The sequence below is a fragment of the Streptomyces sp. SCPE 10 genome (assembly GCF_051980735.1).
In the GTDB taxonomy this organism is placed as follows: domain Bacteria; phylum Actinomycetota; class Actinomycetes; order Streptomycetales; family Streptomycetaceae; genus Streptomyces; species Streptomyces misionensis.
On the sequence record NZ_CP197069.1, the window covers coordinates 3,044,898 to 3,066,570 of the forward strand.

The 21,673-nt window shown below is 71.1% G+C and carries 23 protein-coding genes, 1 tRNA gene, 1 pseudogene and 1 riboswitch; of the genes and pseudogenes, 16 read left to right on the forward strand and 9 right to left on the reverse strand.

Annotated features, from left to right (window positions below; genetic code table 11):
• The first annotated feature begins 62 nt into the window (after nucleotides 1-62).
• The 8 genes from ACSP97_RS14265 to tgmC all read left to right on the forward strand — a co-directional run bounded on the left by ACSP97_RS14265 (nucleotide 63) and on the right by tgmC (nucleotide 5,514).
• Entirely contained in the window at nucleotides 63-908 is an 846-nt protein-coding gene (locus ACSP97_RS14265) for a helix-turn-helix domain-containing protein (protein ID WP_358273816.1), read from the forward strand.
• The gene (locus ACSP97_RS14270; protein WP_440557800.1) at nucleotides 909-1,121 is read left to right on the forward strand and encodes a DUF397 domain-containing protein; all 213 of its coding nucleotides are present in this window, start codon (nucleotides 909-911) and stop codon (nucleotides 1,119-1,121) included. It abuts the gene before it with no gap.
• 128 nt (nucleotides 1,122-1,249) lie between these two features.
• Entirely contained in the window at nucleotides 1,250-1,477 is a 228-nt protein-coding gene (locus tag ACSP97_RS14275; RefSeq protein ID WP_355324928.1) for a hypothetical protein, read from the forward strand.
• A complete protein-coding gene (locus ACSP97_RS14280) occupies nucleotides 1,458-1,964 on the forward strand; it encodes a DUF6879 family protein (RefSeq protein WP_358273812.1) in 507 nt (168 codons plus the stop codon). The genes ACSP97_RS14275 and ACSP97_RS14280 overlap by 20 nt, the downstream gene beginning before the upstream one ends.
• A gap of 24 nt (nucleotides 1,965-1,988) precedes the next feature.
• Nucleotides 1,989-2,834 carry a helix-turn-helix domain-containing protein gene (locus ACSP97_RS14285; RefSeq protein ID WP_355324934.1) on the forward strand — a complete coding sequence of 282 codons (846 nt, stop codon included), beginning with the start codon at nucleotides 1,989-1,991 and terminating at the stop codon, nucleotides 2,832-2,834.
• A 93-nt stretch (nucleotides 2,835-2,927) separates the two neighbouring features.
• Nucleotides 2,928-3,272 carry a putative ATP-grasp-modified RiPP gene (gene tgmA / locus ACSP97_RS14290; protein ID WP_355324937.1) on the forward strand — a complete coding sequence of 115 codons (345 nt, stop codon included), beginning with the start codon at nucleotides 2,928-2,930 and terminating at the stop codon, nucleotides 3,270-3,272.
• Between the two features lie 3 nt (nucleotides 3,273-3,275).
• Nucleotides 3,276-4,274, forward strand: a complete 999-nt coding sequence (gene tgmB, locus ACSP97_RS14295) for an ATP-grasp ribosomal peptide maturase (protein ID WP_440557802.1) — start codon at nucleotides 3,276-3,278, stop codon at nucleotides 4,272-4,274.
• Nucleotides 4,252-5,514, forward strand: coding sequence for an ATP-grasp peptide maturase system methyltransferase (gene tgmC / locus ACSP97_RS14300; RefSeq protein ID WP_440557804.1), 1,263 nt, complete (start codon nucleotides 4,252-4,254; stop codon nucleotides 5,512-5,514). Before tgmB ends, tgmC begins: the two co-directional genes overlap by 23 nt.
• A 122-nt stretch (nucleotides 5,515-5,636) precedes the next feature.
• On the opposite strand, the gene ACSP97_RS14305 is transcribed toward tgmC, so the two are convergent.
• Both ACSP97_RS14305 and ACSP97_RS14310 read right to left on the reverse strand, forming a co-directional pair.
• Nucleotides 5,637-6,092, reverse strand: a complete 456-nt coding sequence (locus tag ACSP97_RS14305; RefSeq protein ID WP_440558427.1) for a DUF2267 domain-containing protein — start codon at nucleotides 6,090-6,092, stop codon at nucleotides 5,637-5,639.
• A gap of 446 nt (nucleotides 6,093-6,538) precedes the next feature.
• Nucleotides 6,539-6,964: an Hsp20/alpha crystallin family protein gene (locus ACSP97_RS14310; protein WP_355153431.1), complete on the reverse strand. Its 426-nt coding sequence runs from the start codon at nucleotides 6,962-6,964 to the stop codon at nucleotides 6,539-6,541.
• 173 nt (nucleotides 6,965-7,137) lie between these two features.
• On the opposite strand from ACSP97_RS14310, the gene ACSP97_RS14315 reads away from it, so the two are divergent.
• Nucleotides 7,138-7,440 carry a hypothetical protein gene (locus ACSP97_RS14315; protein ID WP_180330862.1) on the forward strand — a complete coding sequence of 101 codons (303 nt, stop codon included), beginning with the start codon at nucleotides 7,138-7,140 and terminating at the stop codon, nucleotides 7,438-7,440.
• Between the two features lie 225 nt (nucleotides 7,441-7,665).
• Here the strand turns inward: ACSP97_RS14315 and ACSP97_RS14320 are convergent, their stop codons facing one another.
• Together ACSP97_RS14320 and ACSP97_RS14325 are read right to left on the reverse strand one after the other, a co-directional pair.
• The gene (locus ACSP97_RS14320; RefSeq protein ID WP_440557806.1) at nucleotides 7,666-9,474 is read right to left on the reverse strand and encodes an MFS transporter; all 1,809 of its coding nucleotides are present in this window, start codon (nucleotides 9,472-9,474) and stop codon (nucleotides 7,666-7,668) included.
• 143 nt (nucleotides 9,475-9,617) lie between these two features.
• On the reverse strand, nucleotides 9,618-10,931 hold the full coding sequence (locus tag ACSP97_RS14325) for a DUF445 domain-containing protein (RefSeq protein ID WP_355153434.1): 1,314 nt from the start codon (nucleotides 10,929-10,931) through the stop codon (nucleotides 9,618-9,620).
• Nucleotides 10,932-11,126: 195 nt separating this feature from the next.
• On the opposite strand from ACSP97_RS14325, the gene ACSP97_RS14330 reads away from it, so the two are divergent.
• Both ACSP97_RS14330 and rdgB read left to right on the forward strand, forming a co-directional pair.
• Nucleotides 11,127-12,503, forward strand: a complete 1,377-nt coding sequence (locus tag ACSP97_RS14330; RefSeq protein ID WP_440557808.1) for an SGNH/GDSL hydrolase family protein — start codon at nucleotides 11,127-11,129, stop codon at nucleotides 12,501-12,503.
• Between the two features lie 25 nt (nucleotides 12,504-12,528).
• Nucleotides 12,529-13,131, forward strand: coding sequence for an RdgB/HAM1 family non-canonical purine NTP pyrophosphatase (rdgB, locus tag ACSP97_RS14335; protein ID WP_355324955.1), 603 nt, complete (start codon nucleotides 12,529-12,531; stop codon nucleotides 13,129-13,131).
• 56 nt (nucleotides 13,132-13,187) lie between these two features.
• On the opposite strand, the gene ACSP97_RS14340 is transcribed toward rdgB, so the two are convergent.
• The 4 genes and pseudogenes from ACSP97_RS14340 to bcp all read right to left on the reverse strand — a co-directional run bounded on the left by ACSP97_RS14340 (nucleotide 13,188) and on the right by bcp (nucleotide 15,032).
• A tRNA-Leu gene (locus tag ACSP97_RS14340) sits at nucleotides 13,188-13,260 on the reverse strand.
• A gap of 15 nt (nucleotides 13,261-13,275) precedes the next feature.
• Complete coding sequence (locus tag ACSP97_RS14345; protein WP_440557810.1) at nucleotides 13,276-13,728, reverse strand: HNH endonuclease; 453 nt, start codon at nucleotides 13,726-13,728, stop codon at nucleotides 13,276-13,278.
• A 44-nt stretch (nucleotides 13,729-13,772) separates the two neighbouring features.
• A pseudogene (locus ACSP97_RS14350) lies at nucleotides 13,773-14,428 on the reverse strand (HNH endonuclease signature motif containing protein).
• A 136-nt stretch (nucleotides 14,429-14,564) separates the two neighbouring features.
• Nucleotides 14,565-15,032, reverse strand: coding sequence for a thioredoxin-dependent thiol peroxidase (bcp, locus tag ACSP97_RS14355; RefSeq protein WP_070027314.1), 468 nt, complete (start codon nucleotides 15,030-15,032; stop codon nucleotides 14,565-14,567).
• Between the two features lie 104 nt (nucleotides 15,033-15,136).
• Between bcp and ACSP97_RS14360 the strand changes: the two genes are divergently transcribed.
• The 3 genes from ACSP97_RS14360 to ACSP97_RS14370 all read left to right on the forward strand — a co-directional run bounded on the left by ACSP97_RS14360 (nucleotide 15,137) and on the right by ACSP97_RS14370 (nucleotide 16,374).
• Nucleotides 15,137-15,463 (forward strand): DUF3618 domain-containing protein, encoded by a 327-nt coding sequence (locus ACSP97_RS14360; protein ID WP_355153441.1) that lies wholly within the window; start codon nucleotides 15,137-15,139, stop codon nucleotides 15,461-15,463.
• A 112-nt stretch (nucleotides 15,464-15,575) separates the two neighbouring features.
• The gene (locus ACSP97_RS14365) at nucleotides 15,576-15,878 is read left to right on the forward strand and encodes a GroES family chaperonin (RefSeq protein WP_374028541.1); all 303 of its coding nucleotides are present in this window, start codon (nucleotides 15,576-15,578) and stop codon (nucleotides 15,876-15,878) included.
• Nucleotides 15,879-15,954: 76 nt separating this feature from the next.
• Nucleotides 15,955-16,019, forward strand: a riboswitch (guanidine-III (ykkC-III) riboswitch).
• A 34-nt stretch (nucleotides 16,020-16,053) separates the two neighbouring features.
• Nucleotides 16,054-16,374 (forward strand): DMT family transporter, encoded by a 321-nt coding sequence (locus ACSP97_RS14370; protein WP_180330857.1) that lies wholly within the window; start codon nucleotides 16,054-16,056, stop codon nucleotides 16,372-16,374.
• Nucleotides 16,375-16,381: 7 nt separating this feature from the next.
• Here the strand turns inward: ACSP97_RS14370 and ACSP97_RS14375 are convergent, their stop codons facing one another.
• Entirely contained in the window at nucleotides 16,382-19,225 is a 2,844-nt protein-coding gene (locus tag ACSP97_RS14375) for a transglycosylase domain-containing protein (protein ID WP_440558430.1), read from the reverse strand.
• Nucleotides 19,226-20,057: 832 nt separating this feature from the next.
• Between ACSP97_RS14375 and ACSP97_RS14380 the strand changes: the two genes are divergently transcribed.
• Together ACSP97_RS14380 and ACSP97_RS14385 are read left to right on the forward strand one after the other, a co-directional pair.
• Nucleotides 20,058-20,858: an ABC transporter permease gene (locus ACSP97_RS14380; RefSeq protein WP_355153443.1), complete on the forward strand. Its 801-nt coding sequence runs from the start codon at nucleotides 20,058-20,060 to the stop codon at nucleotides 20,856-20,858.
• Nucleotides 20,859-20,907: 49 nt separating this feature from the next.
• Nucleotides 20,908-21,672 carry an ABC transporter permease gene (locus ACSP97_RS14385; RefSeq protein ID WP_355153497.1) on the forward strand — a complete coding sequence of 255 codons (765 nt, stop codon included), beginning with the start codon at nucleotides 20,908-20,910 and terminating at the stop codon, nucleotides 21,670-21,672.
• The last annotated feature ends 1 nt before the right edge of the window (nucleotide 21,673 follow it).

Here is a 21,673-nt window from a genome sequence, read left to right on the forward strand (position 1 = left end):
ACGGCTCCCTAGCCTGATCGGGATCTCCGGGCCATCACCCCAGCGCACGGCGAAGGAGCCGAATGTCCGAGCGGACCACAACACGCCGCCGCCAACTTGGTGCCATGATGCGCAAGTTGCGTGCCCGCAAGGGGCTGACCCTTGAGGAGGCCGGGCGGCTTGTCGGCGTCTCGAAGGCGACAGTCAGCCGCTATGAGACCCAGGCTGGGCCGGTCAAGTGGGTCATCGTTGAGGCGCTGTGCCGCGAGTACGGAGCAACCGAGGCCGAGCGCGAGTCCGTTGTGAGCCTGGCGAAGGGCGCGAAGGAGCAAGGCTGGTGGCACTCCTTCGCCGACTCCATTCCGGAGAGCATGAACCTGCTGCTCACTCTGGAGGACGAAGCCGTACGCGAGAGTCACTTCTCCTGCGTCTACGTGCCCGGCCTCCTCCAGACACGGGCCTACAGCACGGCGCTGCAGAGGGCCAACGAAGTACCCCTTGCCCAGGAGGAGATCGACCGGCTGGTCGGCATCCGCATGAAGCGGCAGGAGATCCTCACCCGCCCGAAGCCACCGCGGTTGTGGGCGATCCTCGACGAGTCCGTTGTCCGCCGTGTCGTCGGCTCGCCTCAGACCATGAGGGAGCAGCTCGGTCGGCTGCTCGAAGCCAACGAGTCCCCTCACATCACGCTTCAGGTACTGCCTTTCTCGAAAGGCGCCCATGCCGCCTCGCTGGGCAGCTTCGTCATCCTCGGCGGCCCCGAGCCGGCACTCGACGTCGTGTATGTCGACTTCCACACCGGATCCCTCTTCTTGGAGAAGGACGAGGAACTTGACCGGTACAGGCTTGCGTTCGAGTACCTCCAGGCACAAGCGTTGGACATGGAAGCCTCCTCCGCCTTGATCCACCGCGCCCTCAAGGAGCTGTGAATGACCGCCGGCCCCCAGTCCGTCTCGGAGCCCCGCTGGTTCAAGTCGTCCTACAGCGGCGGCAACGCGACTGAGTGTGTGGAGGCCGCGTTCGTGTCCTCTGGTGTGCTCGTACGCGACTCGAAGATCGGCAGCGGCGCCATACTCGTTCTCCAAGGCGTGGCCTGGCAGGCGTTCTCTCAGGCCGTGGGGAACGGGCAGCTCGGGAACTGAGGCTTCACCGCGCTGAGAGGCAGGACCGGGCCTCGGCACCGTACAAGTTCGTGCAAGCCGCTGGCCCGCCATGCCCGGCCGGCGCAAGCCTGTTCCTGTCGATCGTCACTCGTCACCGTGGAGGGCACATGGCACTGCGTCGGCTGGGCAAGGACCCCGAGAGTCCCAACAACGGCTCCCCGACCGTGTACCTGGACGACGAGACGGGGCACTACATCCTCCAGGGCTGGCGGGTCACGGACCCCGGCCGGCTTGCACAGCTGGATATCCCCGATCATGAGACGGTGATCGAGTTCCCGCGTCGCATGCTGCGGTTCTTCCCGGAGGTGAACGACGGTGTCCGAGACGGCGATTGAGGAACTCTTCCGCACGGCCCGGCACAGTTGCCGCCACCTTGAGACGCGGGACGCGTACGCGCTCGACGAGGACTACCGTGAGTGGGCGGCGGGCGAGCGGTTCGATCCGGCGGAGCGCTGGTCCTGGTGGGGCGAGCTGGTTTCCGCCACGGTGGCCAGGGGGGTGTCCGTACAGCGGGCCCGCATCGTCTCGGAACCACTCTCGCCCTATGTCCGCTACGAGTACGAACTGACCAGCCCGCACAACATCAAGGCCGGCGAAGACGTCCGCTGGCTGCCCCGTCGGCAGGCCTCCGCACTCGCACTGCCGGGCAACGACTTCTGGCTGTTCGACAACGGGTCCGTGCTGTTCAACCACTTCGCCGGTGACGGCACGATGACCGGCGAAGAGCTGGTCACCGACCCGGCCGTGGTGCGGCTGTGTGCCTCGGCGTTCGCCTCCGTGTGGGACCGGGCTGTCCCCCACGATCAGTACCAGCCGTTCTGACAGGGCGCATCCGGGCAGTCTGAAGTGGCTTCGTCATCCAGCGTCCAGCAAGCCCGGGAGACCCTGGGGAAACGGCTGCGTGAGATCCGGCAGGACTCGGGCCTGACGGCTCGGCAGCTGGCCTCCCGGGCCGGCTGGCACGAAAGCAAATGCAGCCGCATCGAGAACGGCCGCACGGCGCCTTCCGACGACGACCTGCGGATGTACACGCTGCATTGCGGCGCGACCGGGCAGACCGCGGACCTCATTGCCACGGCGCGCAACATCGACGGCGCCTACGTCGAGTGGCGGCGTATGGAGCGGTCCGGGCTGCGCCGGGCCCAGGAGTCGGTCCTTCCCCTCTGGGAACGCACACTGCGCTTCCGGGCGTACTCCTCGTGGCTGATTCCGGGTCCGTTCCAGACCCGTGGGTACATCACGGCGCTGCTGAGGTCGATCCGTGACCGGCGTGCCGTGCCCGACGATCTGGAGGCGGCCGTCCAGGTACGGGTGGACAAGCAGCGGCTGCTGCACGACGGACGGCGCCGCTTCGCCGTGGTCCTGGAAGAAAGCACGCTGCGGCACCGGATCGGCGGGCCGGAGACGATGGCCGGGCAGCTCGGCCATCTCCTGTCCCTGGCTTCGCTGCCCAACGTCAGCCTCGGCGTGATCCCTCTGAGCGCGGACCGCTCTGCCCTCTGGCCCGTCGAAGACTTCTGGATCTTCGATGAGGGGCAGGTCAACGTAGAGCTCGTCTCCGCCTTCCTGACCATCACCCAGCCGCACGAAGTCGGTACCTATGGACGGACGTTCTCAGCGCTTGCCGACCTGGCCGTCCATGGCGCACCAGCGCGCGCGTTGATCGCGTCCGCCATTGCCTCCTGCGCGTGACGGCGTGCAAGTTCGCGCACACCCGTAGAGGCGGGTGCCTGGTCATTCCTAGCGTTTTCCGTACACATCGCGAAAACGGAGGGAAGGCGGCACATGGTGAGCCAGATCAGGGCGCGGCTGAGCAGGGCGACGGAACTCTTCGGGCATGAAGGTGTTCTCCTCGTAGCCAAGGAGCCCGCCGTCCCGGGTGGCGTGCCCTGGGCCATGCGTCTCGTGACCGACCGGCTGCCCGTCGGACCCGCTCCTTACGTCTCGGTGGTTCTGGACCCCGGCTCGCAGACCGCCTGCTACACGGACGCCGACGGCAGGCTGGTCGAGATGGGCAGGCACGGGACGTCCAGGACGACGGGCACCGCTTCGGTGTCCGGGGGCGGGGACGGACAGGGGCCGCAACCGCAGACCCAGGACGACCACACCACGGACTACGAGTCGGACTGAGCGATGGGCTCGACGGTACTGGTCGTCACCGCGCTGGAAGACCTGACCGCGGACCATGTCATCGGCGTGCTGAACGAGAGAGACGTGCCGGTCGTCCGTGTCGATCCCGCCGACATCGGGCCCGCTCTCGTGTTCGGGTTCCGCCTGGACGCGGGAGTGCCGAGGTGGAGTGGACGGTTGCGCACCCCGACCCGGGAGGTAGAGGTCGAGGACGTGGCAGCGGTCTACTGGCGCCGCCCGCGCCCGTACTCGGCGTGCGCCGGCCGTGTTCCGGGGCAGCAGGGGGACTTCGTCGCCGCCGAGGCGCGGCACGGGCTCGGCGGTGTGCTGAGTGGTCTGCACGCGCCTCTGTACGTCAACCACCCGTCCGCGGTGGCACGCGCCGATTTCAAACCCGCCCAGCTTCAGCGCTTCGCCGCCCTCGGGCTGCGCATTCCGCCGACCCTCATCACCAATGACCTCGATGAGGCACGTAAGTTCGCCGCTGGTCACGAGTACGTCGTCTACAAGACCTTCCGCGGACTGCCTCCGGGTGACGACGGCCGAGCCGGGGCGATCTGGACCCAGCGGATCGATCCCCACACCCTGGACGAGACGGTCGTCGTGACGGCACACCTCTTCCAGGCCGAGATCCCGAAGACCGGGGACGTGCGCGTCACCGTCGTCGGCCACCGGGTCTTCGCACAGCTGATCACCACGCCGAGCGGCGCCCTGGACTGGCGCAGGGGCGACTGGGACTGCCTGATCCACACCCCTGTCACCGTGCCGGAACCGGTGCGGACCGCTCTGTACGGCTACTTGTCGTTGTCCGGTCTGGTCTTCGGGTGCTTCGACTTCGCCCTCACGGGACCTGCCGACGAACCTGGGAACTGGTGGGCGATCGAGTGCAATCCGAACGGGCAGTGGGGCTGGCTTCCGGACGCCCCAGCCATCGCTGAGGCGTTCGCCGACATTCTGACCACACAGGAGGGCACTGCCGATGATGATGCCGGCCGCACCTGAGACCGACGCCGTCAGGCTGCGCGAAGCGATGACGGAATCCCTCAAAACCAGCGGCGCACTGGACGATCCCGCCTGGCGAGCGGCCGTCGCCGCGGTGCCCCGGCACCGGTTCGTGCCCGGCTTCTACCTCCCCGCACAGGAGCCGGACGAGCACGGGCTCACCGTATGGGAACCCGTCACCGCCGATGCCGACTACGGCCGCTGGCTGGCGGCCGCGTACTCCGACCGCACACTGATCACGCAGTTCGACGAACAGGAGCCGGACTGGGCCGCACCCCGGGTACGGCACGGTGGGACGCCCACGTCGTCGTCCACCCTGCCCTCGCTCGTACTGCGGATGTGGGCCGACGCAGACGTCACGGAGGGGCACGCCGTGCTGGAGATCGGTACGGGCAGCGGCTACTCGACCGCACTGGCCTGTGAACGGCTTGGCTCAGCCGGCATCACAAGCCTCGACGCCGACCCGAAACGCCTGGAGACGGCGGCGACGGCACTGCACAGCTGCGGGTACACGCCTACCCTGGCGGTGGCCGACGGCTGGTACGGCTACTGGCCGGAAGCGCACTTCGACCGCGTCGTGGCCGCCTGCTCATTCCGCGCCGTACCGCCCGCGCTCATCGCGCAGACCCGGCCGGGCGGGAAGATCCTGCTGACCCTGTCCGGCTGGATGTACGGCTACGCCCGCGTCCTCCTCACGATCTCCGGGGACGGTACCGCCGAGGGGACACTGCTTCCGGGCACGGTCTCCTTCATGTCCGCCCGCAGCCACGCGGCACCCGCTTTCGGTAACCCCGCACACTGGGTGGCGGGACTGCCTGAGAAGGCCAGGCCGGTGCGGCACGGCCCGGAAAGGATCACGGCTGCCACCGCAGAGGCGTTCCACCTGCGCTACCTCGCCCAGTGCGCCGTGCCTGACGCCCAGTTGACCACCTTCGAGGACACTGTGGTCCTGGTCGATGTCGTCAGCGGTTCCGCCGCCTCCCTCACGCCTCGCGGGCCCGGCTGGGATGTGCGCGAGGCCGGTCCGGTGAGGCTGTGGGAGCGGATCGAAGGAGTTCTTGACGCCTTCGACGCCTCGGGCAGGCCCGGCCCCGGCAGGTTCAGGTTGTGTGTCCGTGGGGACGAGCAGTTCCTGAGCCACCCGCAACTGCCGAGCCTTCCGCTGCCCTCCTGCGGCTACGGTCGCGCCAGCACCACCGGACCGTCCGCATCCCGCCGGATGCGCGGAGGCGGACGCTGAACACCTCGCCGGAAGCGCTGGCCGGCGGTCGGCGGTTTCGTCCGGCAGCGGAGGTCATCTGGCCGTACGCGTCCGGAGCACCCCGGGGTCGGCGCCTGCCCGGCACATGGCCGGGCAGGTCATCACAGGGCCGCGGAGGAGTTGGCCGCCGTCGCCAGTTCCGCCCTTCCGAAGAGCAGCGCATATCCCGGCGGGAGTTGGGCCAGGATGCGGGTGGTCAGCGTGGTGCCGATGGTCTCGGCGAGGGTGCTGAGGACGGAGCTGACGTCCCAGCGGGCCGTGGCCGGGGTCGCGCCCTCGATGCGGGTGGCTATCGACTCCACGAACTCGCGTGCCGTCAGCGGGTGGGTCGCCGGGATCTGGGAGGCGATCACGCGGCCGGCCTCGCGGGGCAGGGCCTGGGCCAGGGCGACGCGTTCGTCGCCGGTCACATGGCCGCCGAGGGCCGACAGGACAATCCGGGTGACGCGCTCGGCCTCCGCACGCGTCGTGTACTGACCCATCTCCCGGACGGACTCGGTCAGTTCCTGCCAGCGGGCCGAGTCGGTGGCTCCCCGCTTCGTCGCCGCCTCCGGGATTCCCGGCTTCGTCGCCGTCTCGGTGATCCCGTGCTTCGTCGCCGTCCCGGAAGTTCCCCGCTTCAACGCCGTCTCGGTGATCCCGTGCTTCGTCGCCGTCTCGGTGGCTCCCCGCTTCAGCGCCGTCTCGGTGGCTCCCGGCTTCGTCGCCGTCTCGGGGGTTCTCGGCTTCGTCACCGTCGTGGTCATCGTCATGACTCCTTCTCCGGGGCACGTCGGGCGGTGCCGGGCGTCCGGTAGATCCAGTGGTTCGGTACCCCGCCGGGCGAGCGGCCGACCGGGACGGGTGGGCAGTTCCCGGGGCCGAACGGCAGGGGTGGGCGGCAGACGGCAGGGGTGGGGGGACCCGGGGCCCGGGTCCCTTCCATCGGGCGGGGCGGTGAGCGGGGCCGCCTCCGGGTGCCGCACCGGAACCGGTCCCGCTCACCGCCCCGCGGGCGTGTGCGTCAGCCGCTGATCTGCTTGCGGGAGGTCGATCCGCCGGTGATCTGGATGCGGCGGGGCTTGGCCTGTTCGGCCACCGGGATGCGCAGCGTCAGCACACCGGACTCGTACGAGGCGTCGATGCGGTCCGTGTCGAGCGTGTCGCCGAGGAAGAGCTGGCGGGTGAAGCTGCCCGTGGGCCGCTCGGCGACCAGCACCTCCGCGTCCTCGGGGGCCGGGCTGCGGCGCTCGGCGCGGACGTTGAGGACGTTGCGCTCGACGTCCAGCTCGATCGTCTCCGGGTCGATGCCCGGCAGGTCGAAATGGACCAGGAAGTCATCGCCCGCCCGGTAGGCGTCCATCGGCATCGCGGACGGACGGGCGGTGTTGCCGAGGACCTGCTGCGCGAGTCGGTCGAATTCGCGGAACGGGTCGGTGCGCATGAGCATCACAGGTCACTCCTCTCTTCAGGCGCTGGGGTGCGATGCCCTACGGCTTCTTATATAGCTCGAAGCCGGAAAGTTGACAAGCCTCGACTCAGCTTCCGTATGTCCTCCGACCAGCGGGTTAGCCTCGGGGGCGAGATGAGGGGTATCTCCCCCTACGACTTTCGGAGGCACTCATGGCCAAGGTTCCCAGCGCTGTCGTCGCCGCGAGCGGGCTCGTCGGCGGGTACGGGGTGGCCCGCTGGACCAAGAAGCGTCAGCTCGGCGGGGCCGTGCTGGCCGTCGCCGGTGCCGCCGCGGCCCAGCAGTGGCGCAAGCAGGCGGGCGGCAAGGCCGCGGGCGCGCTGACCGCGGCCTACGTCGCCGCGTTCGCCGGTTCCCACCCGCTGGCCAAGAAGGTCGGCGCCTGGCCCTCGGTCTTCGGTGTCGCGGGCGCCGTCGCCCTCGCGTCCTGGGCCGTCGCCGACCGCAAGGCCTAGAGTCCGGCCACCGAGTCACCGCGCCGGTCCATCAAGCCACCGCGCTGGTCCACCAAGCCACCGCGCTGGTCCACCAAGCCACCGCGCTGGTCGCGGCCGCCGGCGAGCGGGCGCGACCAGCGCGTGCACGACCAGCGTGACCGCGACCAGCGCATGCACGACCGGACTACCCCGCCCCGCCCGCCGGCCCCCTCGACACCCCCGGCCCTCGCTGCCGCGAGCGCCTCACGGCGCGCTCGCCGCCGGCGGTGGCGGTGCCGAGGGTCCCTGGGAGTGGCTGCCGGAGGACCGGGTGTCCTCGCCCACCGCCGTCAGCGGGCGCGCGACGTCCTCCAGGGAACGGCGTTCCGCCCGTACCGCCAGGGCCGCCGCCACCAGGCCCGCCGCGCACATCAGGGACGCGCCGATGCAGAAGGCCAGCACCGTGTCGCCGACCCGGCCCGTGCCGGTGAGGTCGGCGAAGAGCAGGGGGCCGCTGATGCCGCCGGCCGCGGTGCCCAGGGCGTAGAAGAAGGCGATCGACATCGCCCTGGTCTCCATCGGGAAGATCTCCGACACCGTCAGATACGCGCTGGACGCGCCCGCCGAGGCGAAGAACAGGACCGCGCACCAGCACGCCGTCAGCGTCGCAGCGTCGAGCACGCCCCGGCCGAACAGCCAGGCCGTGCCGAACAGCAGCAGGCCCGACAGCAGATACGTGGAGGAGATCATCACCCGGCGGCCGACCGTGTCGAAGAGCTTGCCGAGCAGCAGCGGGCCGAAGAAGTTGCCCACCGCGATCACCGCGAAGTAGTAGCCGGTACGGTCGGTCGGCACACCGAAGAACTTGGTCAGGATGGCGCCGAAGCCGAAGGTGATCGCGTTGTAGAGGAACGCCTGGCCGATGAAGAGGGAGAAGCCGAGCACGGCCCGCCTGCGGTAGCGGCCGAAGACCGTACGGGCGATCTCCGCGAACGTGACGCTCTTGCGCTGGCGGATCTCCAGCCGCGCGTCGGTCGCGGGCAGCCGGGTGCCCTTCTCCGCCTCCACCTGCCGTTCGATATCGGAGACGATCTCCTCCGCCTCCCGGTCCCGGCCGTGGATCAGCAGCCAGCGCGGACTCTCCGGCACATGCCGCCGCACCAGGAGGATCACCAGGGCCAGTACGGCGCCCAGCGCGAAGGTCAGCCGCCAGCCGACGTTCATCGGCAGCAGGCCCGTGTTCAGCGCGACGATGGACAGCAGCGAACCGCCGACCGCGCCCAGCCAGAAGCTGCCGTTGATGACCAGGTCGACCCGGCCGCGGTAGTTCGCCGGGATCAGCTCGTCGATCGCCGAGTTGATCGCCGCGTACTCACCGCCGATACCGAAGCCGGTCAGGAAGCGGAACAGGAAGAACCACCAGGCCTCCCACGAGACCGCGGTCAGCGCCGTCGCCACCAGATACACCGCAAGGGTGATCATGAACAGCTTCTTGCGGCCGAACCGGTCGGTCAGCCGGCCCCAGAACAGGGCGCCCAGACAGGCACCCGCCACGTACAGCGCGGCGGCCACACCGGTGATCTGACCGGACGTGATCGACAGACCGCTGCCCGGTTCGGCCAGACGGCTGGCGATGTTGCCGACGACCGTGACCTCCAGGCCGTCGAGGATCCACACCGTGCCCAGGCCGATGACGATCGTCCAGTGCCAGCGGGACCAGGGCAGGCGGTCCAGGCGCGCGGGGATGTCCGTGGTGATGGTCCGGCCGCCGCCGTCGGCCCGGTCGGCCGCCCCGGCGGTCGTCCGGTCGGGTCTGCCGGTCCGGCCACCCGCACCGGCCCCACCGGTTCCGCCGGCCCCACCGGTTCCGCCGGCCCCACCGCCGGTCCCGCCGGTTGCGCCGCCGGAGCGGGCGTCGTCCGCCCGCCCGCCGTCATCGCGCGCCCCGCCACCGCCCGGCCCGCCACCGTGCGGAACGCCGCCATCGCCGCGCCCGTCCCCCCGAGCCCGTCGTCCCGTGCCACCGGCCCCGGCCGCCCCGGCCCCCGGCGCCCCCATCTCGGCTCCTGTCATCGGCTCCCTCCTCGTCGAAGGACGCCCCTCCTGCGCGGAGAGGCGACAGCTCGACGGGTGCCCCTGTCCTGCCGATTCAGGCGATCGAGACGGCGAACAGGCCCCGGACCGGACGCCGTACGCCACCCGGCGCCACCCGACCGTCAGCCGCCCACCGCCCGCGACACCGTGAAGATCAGCAGTCCCGCCAGTGATCCCACCACCGTGCCATTGATCCGGATGAACTGCAGATCGCGGCCGATGTGCGCCTCGATCTTCCGGGTGGTGTGCTCGGCGTCCCAGCCCGCCACCGTGTCCGTGATCAACGAGGTGATCTCCTTGCGGTAGGTGGACACGACGTGCACCGCCGCACCCTCCACCCAGCTGTCCACCTTCTCCTGCACCTTCGGCTCGTGCGCCATCCGCTCGCCCAGCGACAGCAGCGCCGCCCGCAACCGCATCCGCAGCTCGCTGCGCTCGTCCTCCGCCGCCGCCACGATCATCGACCGCACGGCCGTCCACGCGGACGCGATCAGATCCTGCACCTCACCGCGGCCCAGCACCTCGCCCTTGAGCCGCTCCACCCGCGCCCGGGTCTCCGTGTCCGACTGGAGATCGGAGGCGAAATCCGTGAGGAAACGGTCCAGCGCGCCACGCGCCGGATGCGACGGCATGTCCCGCATCTCCGCGCAGAAACGCAGCAGCTCCTTGTAGACCCGCTCACCGACCTTGCGGTCCACGAACCGCGGGGTCCAGCCGGGCGCCCCGCCCTGCACCGCTCCCATCACGTTGTCGCCGTGCAGCACCAGCCAGTCGTGCGCACGCGAGACCACCAGGTCCACCGCCCGCTTGTGACCACCGTCCGCGACGACCTTCTCCAGCAGCTTGCCGAGACCCGGCGCGATCTCCCGGGCACCCGCCCGCCGGGTGATCGCCTCCCCCACCACCGCCTGCACATCGGAGTCCCGCAACACCGTGAGCGCGCCCCGCAGCGCCGTCGCCAGCTCCGCCGTCACCCGGTCCGCGTGCTCCGGCTCGGCCAGCCAGGCACCCAGCCGGCCGCCGATGCCCACCGCCCGCAGCCGCTGCCGCACCACGTCCCGGGACAGGAAGTTCTCCCCCACGAACTCGCCCAGCGAGACACCCAGCTGATCCTTCTTCGTCGGGATGATCGCCGTGTGCGGGATCGGCAGCCCCAGCGGATGCCGGAACAGCGCGGTGACCGCGAACCAGTCCGCCAGCGCACCCACCATGCCCGCCTCCGCCGCCGCGGAGACGTAGTCCGCCCACGCGCCCGCACCCGCGTTCCCGGCCACCTTGGCCAGCACGTAGACCACGGCCACCAGCAACAACAGGCCCGTCGCGGTCGTCTTCATGCGCCGCACCCCGCGCCGGCGCTCCTCGTCGGCCGGAGTGAAGGCCGTCATCGTCCGGTACGACGCGGCCGGCCCGGCCGTTTCCGTCTCGGTAGGTTCCATCAGCTCCACCCGCTCGGTGATACCGCACACAATTGTCCCTTGCCGACCGGCCACCGGAACGGAACAGGGGTTCGGGGCGTCTGTCCCCGCGGGGGAACGGGCCGGGGCCCACCGGCGCACCCCGGCCCATGACGCATCATGGACTCATCAAGATCGGAGCCCGGGGCTCCCTCGCCCGAGGAGAACGACACAAGCGTGACCAGGCGTCATGACCGGGCCCCGGGGCAGGCCCGCACACAGCACCGCGCGAAGTACCCCACCCTGCTCGGCGCGCTCCTCGCGCTCGTGATCGCCGTATGCGCCGGCATCTACGTCACCGCCGCACCCGACCGCGCCACCCCCTCCGGCGCCCTCGCCGACGGCCGCCCGCACCGCGACTCCTCCGCCGCCCCCGTCTCCACCGGCACCTGGGTCGCCTCCTGGGCCACCGCCCCCGTCGGCGGCGAACCCGGCACCGAGACGACCGGCCTCGCGGGCCACTCGGTACGCAACGTCGTACACGCCGACAGCGGCGGCACCGGCGCCCGCATCACCCTCTCCAACCTCTACGGCCAGTCCCCCCTGGACATCACCCACGCCACCATCGCCCTGTCCGCCGGGGACGCCACCGCCGCGGCCGACGCCGGCACCATGCGCCGGCTCACCTTCAACGGCGCCACCGGCGTCGTCATACCCGCCGGCGAGGAAACCGTCAGCGACGCCGTCCACCTGCTCATCCCCCACGGCGCCGACGTCCTGGTCACCACCTACTCCCCCACCCCCTCCGGACCGGTCACCTACCACCCGCACGCCCGGCAGATCTCCTACGTCGCCACCGGCGACCGCACCGAGGACTCCACCGGCACCCCCTACACCCAACAGACGCCCTACTGGCGCTACGTGACCGCCCTCGACGTGCTGAGCAACGAGGCCGACGGCACCGTCGTCGTCTTCGGCGACTCCATCACCGACGGCATCACCTCCACCACCAACGCCAACCGCCGCTGGCCCGACCTGCTCGGCGGCCGGCTGCGCTCCGCGCTCCAGGACGGACGGCGACTGCCGCGCTACAGCGTCGTCAACGAGGGCATCAGCGGCAACCAGGTCCTCGCCGACGGCCTCGGCCGCCCCGCGGAGAACCAGAGCGGACTCGGCCGCTTCGGACGCGACGCGCTCTCCCGCACCAACGCCAAGGTGGTCGTCGTCGACCTCGGCATCAACGACATCCTGCGCAACCCCCGCCTCGCCGACCCCGACCGCGTCCTCGGCGGACTGCGCACCCTCGCCCGCGACGCCCACGCCCGCGGACTGAAGGTCGTCGGCGCCACCCTGATGCCCTTCGAGGGCCACCGGGGCTGGACCCCCGCCCGGGAAGCGGTCCGCCGGCAGATCAACGCACAGATCCGCGCGGGCCGGGTGTACGACGCGGTCGTCGACTTCGACAAGGCGCTCCGCGACCCCTACGACCCGCGCCGGCTGCGCCCCGACTACGACTCCGGCGACCATCTGCACCCCGACGACCGGGGCTTCGCGAAGATGGCCGAGGTGTTCGACCTGCGCACGCTCAAGGGCGCGGGGCAGGCGGAGCTGTGAGCGCGGGGCGAGGAATACTGACGGCATGACCCGCTTGATCCTCGCCACCCGCAACGCCGGAAAGATCACCGAGCTGAGGGCCATCCTGGCCGACGCCGGACTCCCCCACGAACTGGTCGGCGCCGACGCCTACCCCGAGCTCCCCGACGTCAAGGAGACCGGCGTCACCTTCGCCGAGAACGCCCTGCTCAAGGCGCACGCGCTGGCGCAGGCCACCGGGCTGCCCGCGGTCGCCGACGACTCCGGTCTGTGCGTGGACGTCCTCAACGGCGCCCCCGGTATCTTCTCCGCCCGCTGGTCCGGCCGCCACGGCGACGACCAGGCCAACCTCGACCTGCTGCTGGCCCAGCTCTCCGACATCGCCGAGGAACACCGCGGCGCGCACTTCGCCTGCGCCGCCGCCCTGGCCCTGCCGGACGGCACGGAACGCGTGGTCGAGGGCCAACTGCGCGGCACCCTGCGGCACGCCCCGGCGGGCACGGGCGGCTTCGGCTACGACCCGATCCTCCAGCCCGACGGCGAAACCCGGACCTGCGCCGAACTGACCGCCGCCGAGAAGAACGCCATCAGCCACCGGGGCAAGGCGTTCCGGGCACTGGTGCCGGTGGTGCGGGAGCTGGTGGGCTGAGTTCACGCGGCGGCCCCGCGCCCCGGAAACGAAGGCGCGAGGCCGCTTTCCACTTGTGCGCCCGGTCGGATTTGAACCGACAACACCAGGCTTCTAAGGCCTGTCTCTCTGCCGTTGGAGTACGAGCGCGGAGCCTGCCCCACTTTACCGGGAGAGAGTATGCCTTCGCCGACCACCTCGGCACCAGGTGTCGGTGGTCGCATGGCAATTGGGGCACAGCAGGCGCAGATTCTCCCGCCGGTCGTCGCTCCAGTCCCCGTTCATGTGGTCGACCTCCAGGGTCATGGATCGTCCGAACCACTGGGCACCGACACCGCACTCGGCGCATCGCTCCGGCACGCCCACCTCGCGGAGCGCACGGCGCAGCAGATGAGTTCGTGTCCGGCGTCGGCCGTCATGCTTGACCAGGATGGCCTCTGGGCCTTTCAGGCGATCCGCGCGGGTCATGCCGCGCTGATGGGCCTGTCCCAGGAAATGCGCGGTCGAGATGCCCTCCTCGGCGATCCACTCACGCAGCAGCGCCCGCTGCCTGCCGGAGTCGGGGCACCGCAGACGGCGTAGCGTCTGCGCCACGGAGATCGACTCGGCGACAGCCATGCGCAGTTCCTCGGATCCGGGCCTGCGGGTATCACCAAAGCCGCTCATACGGCGCCGCCCCGGCGGGAGCGGCCCTTGCCGCGTCCCCGGTAATGGTCCGTCACCGAGTGGCAGTTGGGGCAGAGGAAGCGCAGGTTCCCGATGCGGTTGTTGCGCCAGTCGCCGTCGATGTGATCGACCTCCAGCGGGAACGGGCGCCCCCGCCACACCGGCTCCGTGCCGCACCGGACGCAGTGCTCCGGCACTCCCAGGGACGTCATCGCCCACTTGAGCCGGTCACTGGGGATGCGTCGGGCCTGGCCGACAGGTTGCGCGACGAGCAGCCTCTCGGGCGTGCGGGCGCGCCATGCCTTCCCTCGCTGTGCCGGCAGCCGGAAGTGCGAGGTGTCGATCCCGTACGCCTTGACTCTGCGGCTGATGTGCGTGTGATGACCGCCGACGACCTCCAGGCCGAGACGGCGCAGGACCTCGCACATGTTCTGGAGGCGGCCACGGCGTCCTCGAGCACCTCTCTCGTCCATTTCGCCCCCTCACGCTCGAAGTGGGAGACGTCCACCCCCAGCTTCTTCATCCGTCCCAGGACGTACCGCCGCGTCGGACTCCTCGGATCCACCCCCAGCCTTTCCAACGCCTCCGACAAATTCCGCGCCCCGTCGGCCGCCTCTTCCAGCCGATCCTTGGTGTATGCGCTGGCCCCCATCGAGCCCCTCCCTTCGGGGCATACGTTCGCCGCCCGCACGGAGTAACGAATCGGGCGGCGGAGGGTCACGCGCGGAACAGAAAGGCGGCCCGCCCCCGATGTTCCGGGGCGGGCCGTCGATCGTGGGGGCGGGGGTTCAGATCCCGAGGTCCTTGATGATCTTGGCGACGTGGCCGGTGGCGCGGACGTTGTAGAGGGCGCGTTCGACGGTGCCCTGTTCGTCGATGACGAACGTGGAGCGGATGACGCCCATGTACGTCTTGCCGTAGTTCTTCTTCTCGCCGTAGGCGCCGTAGGCCTCGGTGACCTTCTTGTCGGGGTCGGCGAGGAGGGTGACCTTCAGGGATTCCTTCTCGCGGAACCTGGCCAGCTTCTCGGGGGCGTCCGGGGAGATGCCGATGACGTCGTAGCCGGCGCCGGCCAGCAGGTCGAGGTTGTCGGTGAAGTCGCAGGCCTGCTTGGTGCAGCCGGGGGTGAGTGCCGCGGGGTAGAAGTAGACGATGACCTTGCGGCCCTTGTGGTCCGCGAGGGAGACCTCGTTCCCGTCGGCGTCGGGGAGGGTGAAGGCGGGGGCCACGTCCCCCGGCTGGAGTCGCTCGCTCATCGGACCAGCGTAACCGGGGGGCCTTGCGGTGCGGCGCGGGCCGGAGCTGACAAACTGTCCGGAACAGCAACAGCTCAATCCCGGCAGACTTCGGAGGCCGTACGGTGGCGGACACGGCGGACACCAGAACCCCGGCGCAGATCGAGGCGGACATCAAGCGCCGCCGCGAAGTGCTGGCCGAGACCCTCGACGAGATCGGGGTGCGGGTGCACCCGAAGACGATCGTCGGGGATGCGAAAGCCAAGGCGGTCGCCCATGTCGACCACACGATGGGCCGCGCGTATGTGCAGGTCAACCGGGTGGTGAGCGATGTCAGGGCGCAGTTCGCGGACGAGCACGGGCGGCTGCGTATGGACCGGGTGGTGCCGGTGGCGCTCGTCGTCGTCGGGGTCGGGGGCCTGATCGCCCTGTCCCGGCGGCGCGGGCGCTGACGGCGACGGCCACCCGGACGACGACGGGCGTGTCGAAGGCAGGTAGGTTCGAGGCGTGAGCGCCAACAGAAACCAGCAGAGCACCCCGCAGCACGACAAGCTGCCCATCCGGATGCTGCACGACCGGGTGCTGGTCAAGCAGGAGTCCGGTGAGGGCGAGCGGCGGTCCGGGGGCGGCATTCTGATTCCCGCGACGGCGGCGGTCGGGCGGCGGCTGGCCTGGGCCGAGGTCGTCGCGGTCGGTCAGAACGTACGGACCGTGGAGCCCGGTGACCGGGTGCTGTTCGACCCGGAGGACCGGGCCGAGGTCGAGGTACGGGGCGTGGCGTACGTGCTGATGCGCGAGCGTGATCTGCACGCCGTGGCCGCTGACCGGTTCGAGGGGTCGCAGGACTCCACCGGGCTGTATCTGTGAGGCCGTAGCGTCCGCTGCGGGACGCATGCCGAGAAGGGCTGGTGACCATGGTCACCAGCCCTTCTCGGCATGCCTTTGCTAGCTTCGGAGGCGAGCCCGACGAGACGCGCCGTACCGGGATGCAGGCAAAGACGACGCACCGCGGAGAAACGTCGTTCGTCTCGGAGGTGCCGTCGTGGCCTGGGTTCTGCTTGTCGTGGCCGGTCTGCTGGAGGTCGGCTGGTCGGTCGGCATGAAGTACAGCGAGGGTTTCACCCGGCCGGTGCCCAGTGTGCTCACCGGCGCGGGGATCGTCGCGAGCATGGTGCTGCTGTCGTACGCCGCGAGGACCCTGCCGATCGGTACGGCCTACGGGGTGTGGGTCGGGATCGGCGCGGCCGGTGCGGCGGTGCTCGGCATGGTGGTGTTCGGTGAGCCGGTCACCGCCGCCCGGATCTTCTTCGTGTGTCTGCTGCTGGTCGCCGTCGTGGGGCTGAAGGCGACCGGCGGTCATTGAGCCGGGCTCAGAGCCCGGTGCCCGCGCCTCCCGGTCCGGTGCCGGTGCCGGTGCCGTCCGTCGTGCCGCCGCCGGTGGCCGTGCCGCCGCCGGGGGTGCCGCCGCCCGGTGCGCCGCCGGTGCCGGGGTCGCCGCCGGTCGCGGCGCCGCCGGTGCCCGTGTCGCCCGCGGTGGTGCCGCCGTCGGTGGCCGGGGTGCCGCCGGTGCTGCTGGCACCGTCGGTCGCGGCGCCGCCGGTGCCCGTGTCACCCGTGGTGGCGCCGCCGTCGGTGGGGGCGCCGCTGGGGGTGCCGCTCGGGGTGCCGGTGCCGCCGTTGTCCTGGCCGTCGGTGCCGGCGGACTGGCTCGGGTCGCCCGGGCCGGGCGGCTGCGGCTGGTCGGCGCCGGGCTGGAGCTGCAGGTTGAAACTGGCGGCGGTGCTGTTCTGCAGGGCGTCGTGGGTGTACTGGGCCCAGATCTGGGTGGGCGGGCCGCCACCGTTCATGCGGGCCTGGCCGAGGGCGCCGTACAGCGGCATGTGCTTGGCGGTGACCGGGTCCTGGCCCATCACGGAGACGACCGTGGCGAGGTCGGGGGTGTAGCCGGCGAACCAGGCGGCGGTGTCGTTCTCGGCGGTACCGGTCTTACCGGCCGCCGGACGGCCCGCGGCCTTGGCGGCGGTGGCGGTGCCGCCCTCGACCACGCTCCGCAGCATGGAGGTGGTGGTGTCGGCGGCGGCCCGGCTGACGACCTGCTTGACCGGCTGGTCGGGCAGCTGTACGTCCTCGGTGCTGTTCCGGGTGATCTTCTTGACCAGGGTGTAGGTGCCGTGCTTGCCGTGGTTGGCGAGCGTGGCGTACGCCTCGGCCATGTCCAGGACGCTGGCGGTGGCGGTGCCGAGCGCGATGGAGGGGTACGGCTGGAGGTCCGGGGTGCCCGAGGGGATGCCCAGGTCGATCGCGGTCTGCTTGACCTTGGAGGGGCCGACGTCGACGGCCATCTGCGCGTACACCGCGTTCACCGAGAGGTCGGTGGCCTTGGTGACGGTGATCTGGCCGTACGACTTCTGGTCCTCGTTCTGCGGGGCGTAGCCGCCGCCGCTCCAGCCCTGTACGGGGCGCTCGTTGGTGCCGTCGTACTGGGTGTTCGGGGTGATGGGGCGGCCGTCCTGGGTGGTGGAGCCGTTCTGCACCGCGGAGGTGAAGACGAACGGCTTGAAGGTGGAGCCCACCTGGAAGTCGCCGCGGGTCGCGCCGTTGGTGTACTGCTTCACGTAGTCGATGCCGCCGTACATCGCGACGACCTCGCCGGTCTTGGGGTCGACGGAGGCGCCGCCGGCCCGGACGTAGCTGTCGACCTTGTTGTTCTTCTTGTCCAGCTTGGAGACCAGCTGGTCGTTGACGGCCTTGACGAAGGCGTCCTGGCGGGGCTTCTGGATGGTGGTGGTGATGCGGTAGCCGCCGGCCGCGAGCTGGTCGGCGTCGATGATGTTGTTGGTGGTCAGGTACTGCTTGACCGCCTCGACGAGGTAGCCGCGCTGGCCGGACAGGCCGGTGGAGGTCGTCTGCTCCTTCGGCATCGGGAACTTCATGCCGGCGCGCTCGGACTGGCTGAGCCAGCCCTGCTTGACCATGCCGTCCAGGACGTAGTTCCAGCGGGCCACGGCGGCGGCCTTGTTCTCGGGGTGGGCGACGACGTCGTACTCGCTGGGCGCGTTGACGAGCGCGGCGAGGTAGGCGGCGCGGGCCGGGTCGAGGTCCTTGGCGTCGCGGCCGTAGTAGGCCTGGGCGGCGGCCTGGATGCCGTAGGCGTTGCGGCCGAAGTAGCTGGTGTTGAGGTAGCCCTCGAGGATGTCGTCCTTGGACTTGTTCCGGTCGAGCTTGATCGAGATGAAGAATTCCTTGGCCTTGCGGGTGACCGTCTGTTCCTGGGCCAGGTAGTAGTTCTTCACGTACTGCTGGGTGATCGTGGAGCCGGACTGCTTGCCCTTGCCGGTCGCGGTGTTCCAGGCGGCGCGGATCATCGCCTTGGGGTCGACGGCGGACTCGGTGTAGAAGTCCCGGTCCTCGGCGGCCAGTACGGCGTGCTGGGCGGCCTTGGAGACCTGGGCGAGGGTGACGTTCTCGCGGTTGATCTCGCCATCGCGGGCGAGCTGGGAGCCGTCGGCGTAGAGGTAGACGTTGCCCTGCTTGGTGGCGAGGGCGTTGGCCGGCGGGATGTTGACGAGCGAGTAGCCGACGAAGAACAGGCCGACGATCGCGAGGACGGCGACGACGAAGGTGCCGAGCACCATCCGCCAGGTGGGCAGGAGCCGCCGCCAGCCGGTGCGCTTGGGCCGCTTGGGCTTCTTGCCCTTGCCCTTGCCTGCGCCGGGGTCGTCCGAGGCGGCGGCGAGGGCGGTGGTCCGGGCCTCGGAGGCGTGGGCGGTCTGCTGGGGACCGGTGCCGGTACGGGAGTCGGCCTGTCCGGGGGTGGTGCCGGGGCCGCCGGGGGTGGCGGCGCCGGCCGCGGAGCCGGCGGCTGCCGCGCCCACGGCGCCCGCCGCGCCTGCCTTCCCCGCGGCCGCGGCGGCGGTGCCCGCGGCGCCTGCCGCGGCCACGCCCGCCGCGCCCGCCGCTCGGGCGGACCGGCCGGGGCCGCCCGGACGGGTGCCGGTGGTGTGGGTGGTGGGGCCGGTCACCTCGGGTCCGGTCGCCTCGGATCCGGTCGCCTCGGATCCGGTCGCGGGGTTCGCCTTGGCGGGGCGGCCCGGCTCGCCCTTGCGGGGGGCGGAGACGCGGCGCAGCACCTGGGTGGTCTCGGGCGGCTGCGTGCCCGGGCCGGACCCGCCGGACTCCTTGGGCTCGCGGGGCGGGGTGATCCGGCGCAGCACCTGGGTGCTCTCGGCGGACTGCGGCTTCTCGGGCGTGCGGGCGCCGGGCACCTGCGGCTTCTCGGCGCCGGTGGGCGTGCCGGAGCCGCGTGCGTCGGTGCCCTCCGGTGCGGAGGCCGCGGTGGCGCCGGTGTCCGTGCGGGCGTCGCGGGCGGCCTGCCGGGCGCGGGCCATGGAGGCCGTGCGGTCCTGGGGCGCGGGCACGGAACGACGGGTTCCGGTGTCCGCGGTGTCCGTCGCGGCGTCCTCGGTGTCCCGGTCGGCGCCGGCTGCCCGGTCCTTGCGGGACACCTCGGGCCCGCGGGCGTCCCGGGTCTCGCCGGCGCCCGCGGCCTGCGCGGCACCGGCGCTGTTTCCGGCGCCGGTGGGGCTTTCGGCCTCGCGGGACTCCCGGGCGGCCCGGACGTCGCCGGCGCCGTCGGTCGTGCCGGTTCCGGCGACGCGCCCGGAACGCCCGGTGCCCTCGGCCCGGCCGGTGTCGCCGGCCTTCCCGGTGTCCTCGCTCCGGCTGGTCCTCTCGGTGCCCTCCGGGGTGTCGGGGGTGGCCCCCTGGGTCCCTGGCCCCTCAGCCGGCAGCGGCTTCTTCGGTGCCACGCCTTCCTTCGGCTGCTGCGGCTGTGGCTCGTCGCTCATGTCGTGCACGGACTCCTGTTTCGCGTCGTACGTTCCCGTACGCCTCGTACGCCTTGCCCCCCGTTTTGAAGACTCTCGCACCTGGCGTTCCGTTCCCGGATTCCGGCACGCTTCCGCAGGGAAATGCGTGGCCGGCCGCCGGGCCTTCGGACTAGGCTCCTGCGCTTCGGTGTCGAGCGGTCCGAGGAGGTCGACTGGCGTGAGCGCGGGACGGTTGTACGCCGCTGTCGCGTTGGGGGGATTCAGACGGTACGCGACCTACCGGGCCGCCACTGCGGCAGGGGTGTTCACCAATACGGTCTTCGGGCTGATTCTCGTGTACACCTACCGGGCGCTGTGGGACCTGAAGCCACATCTGGGCGGGTATGACCAGGCCCAGGCCATCACCTATGTATGGCTGGGACAGGCCTTCTTGTCGACGCTCGCGATCAGCGGCGGGGGCGTCGAGGACGAACTGATGGAACGCATCCGTACGGGGGACGTGGCGATCGATCTGTACCGGCCCGCCGATCTCCAGCTGTGGTGGCTGGCCGCGGACCTGGGCCGGGCCTTCTTCCAGCTGCTGGGGCGGGGTGTGGTGCCGTTCGTGTTCGGCGCGCTGGTCTTCCCGGCGTACCTGCCGGCGGACCCGGGCAGATGGGCGGCGTTCCTGGTGGCCGTGGTGCTGGCGATGCTGGTCGGCTTCGGGCTGCGCTATCTGGTGGCGCTGAGCGCGTTCTGGCTGCTGGACGGCACCGGTGTGACCCAGATGACCTGGCTGCTCGGCTACTTCTGCTCGGGCATGCTGCTGCCGCTGAACGTGTTCCCGGGCGCGCTCGGCACCATCGTGCGGGCCCTGCCCTGGTCCTCGCTGCTCCAGGCGCCGGCGGACATCCTGCTCGGGCACGGGGATCCGCTGCGCACCTATCTGTTCCAGGGCGCGTGGGCGGTGGTGCTGCTCGGTGCCGGGCGGCTGCTCCAGTCGGCGGCGACGCGGCGGGTGGTGGTGCAGGGTGGCTGAGCGCGGGCGGCTCGCGGAGGGGGTGCGGGCGTACCGGCTGATCGCCGGGATGTGGATCAGGTCGACGATGGCGTACCGGGCGTCGTTCGCCATGACGACGTTCGGGAGCTTCGCGGCGACGTTCTTCGACTTCGTGGCGATCATGCTGATGTTCTCGCGGGTGGACGCCCTGGGCGGCTGGTCGCTGCCCGAAGTGGCGTTCCTGTACGGCCTGTCGGCGGTCTCCTTCGGTCTGGCGGACCTGGTGGTCGGGTCGATGGACCGGCTGGGGCGGCGGTTGCGGGACGGCACGCTGGACGCGCTGCTGGTGCGGCCGGCGCCGGTGCTGGCGCAGGTGGCGGCGGACCGGTTCGCGCTGCGGCGCCTCGGCCGGCTGACGCAGGGGTCGCTGGTGCTGGGCTGGGCGCTGAGCCGGCTGGACGTGGACTGGACGGCGGGGAAGCTGCTGCTGATGCCGCTGACGCTGGTGAGCGGCTGCGCGATCTTCTGCGCGGTGTTCGTGGCGGGGGCGGCGTTCCAGTTCGTGGCGCAGGACGCCGCGGAGGTGCAGAACGCGTTCACGTACGGCGGTACGACGCTGCTGCAGTATCCGCCGACGGTGTTCGGGAAGGAGCTGGTGCGCGGGGTGACGTTCGTGCTGCCGCTGGCCTTCGTCAACTGGCTGCCCGCGTCGTACGTGCTGGGGCGGCCGTATCCGCTGGAGCTGCCGGGGTGGGTGGTGGGGGCGCCGCCGCTGGTGGCGGTCGTCTGCTGCGCGTCGGCCGGGCTGGCCTGGCGGGCGGGTCTTCGTTCGTATCGGAGCACAGGGAGTTAGC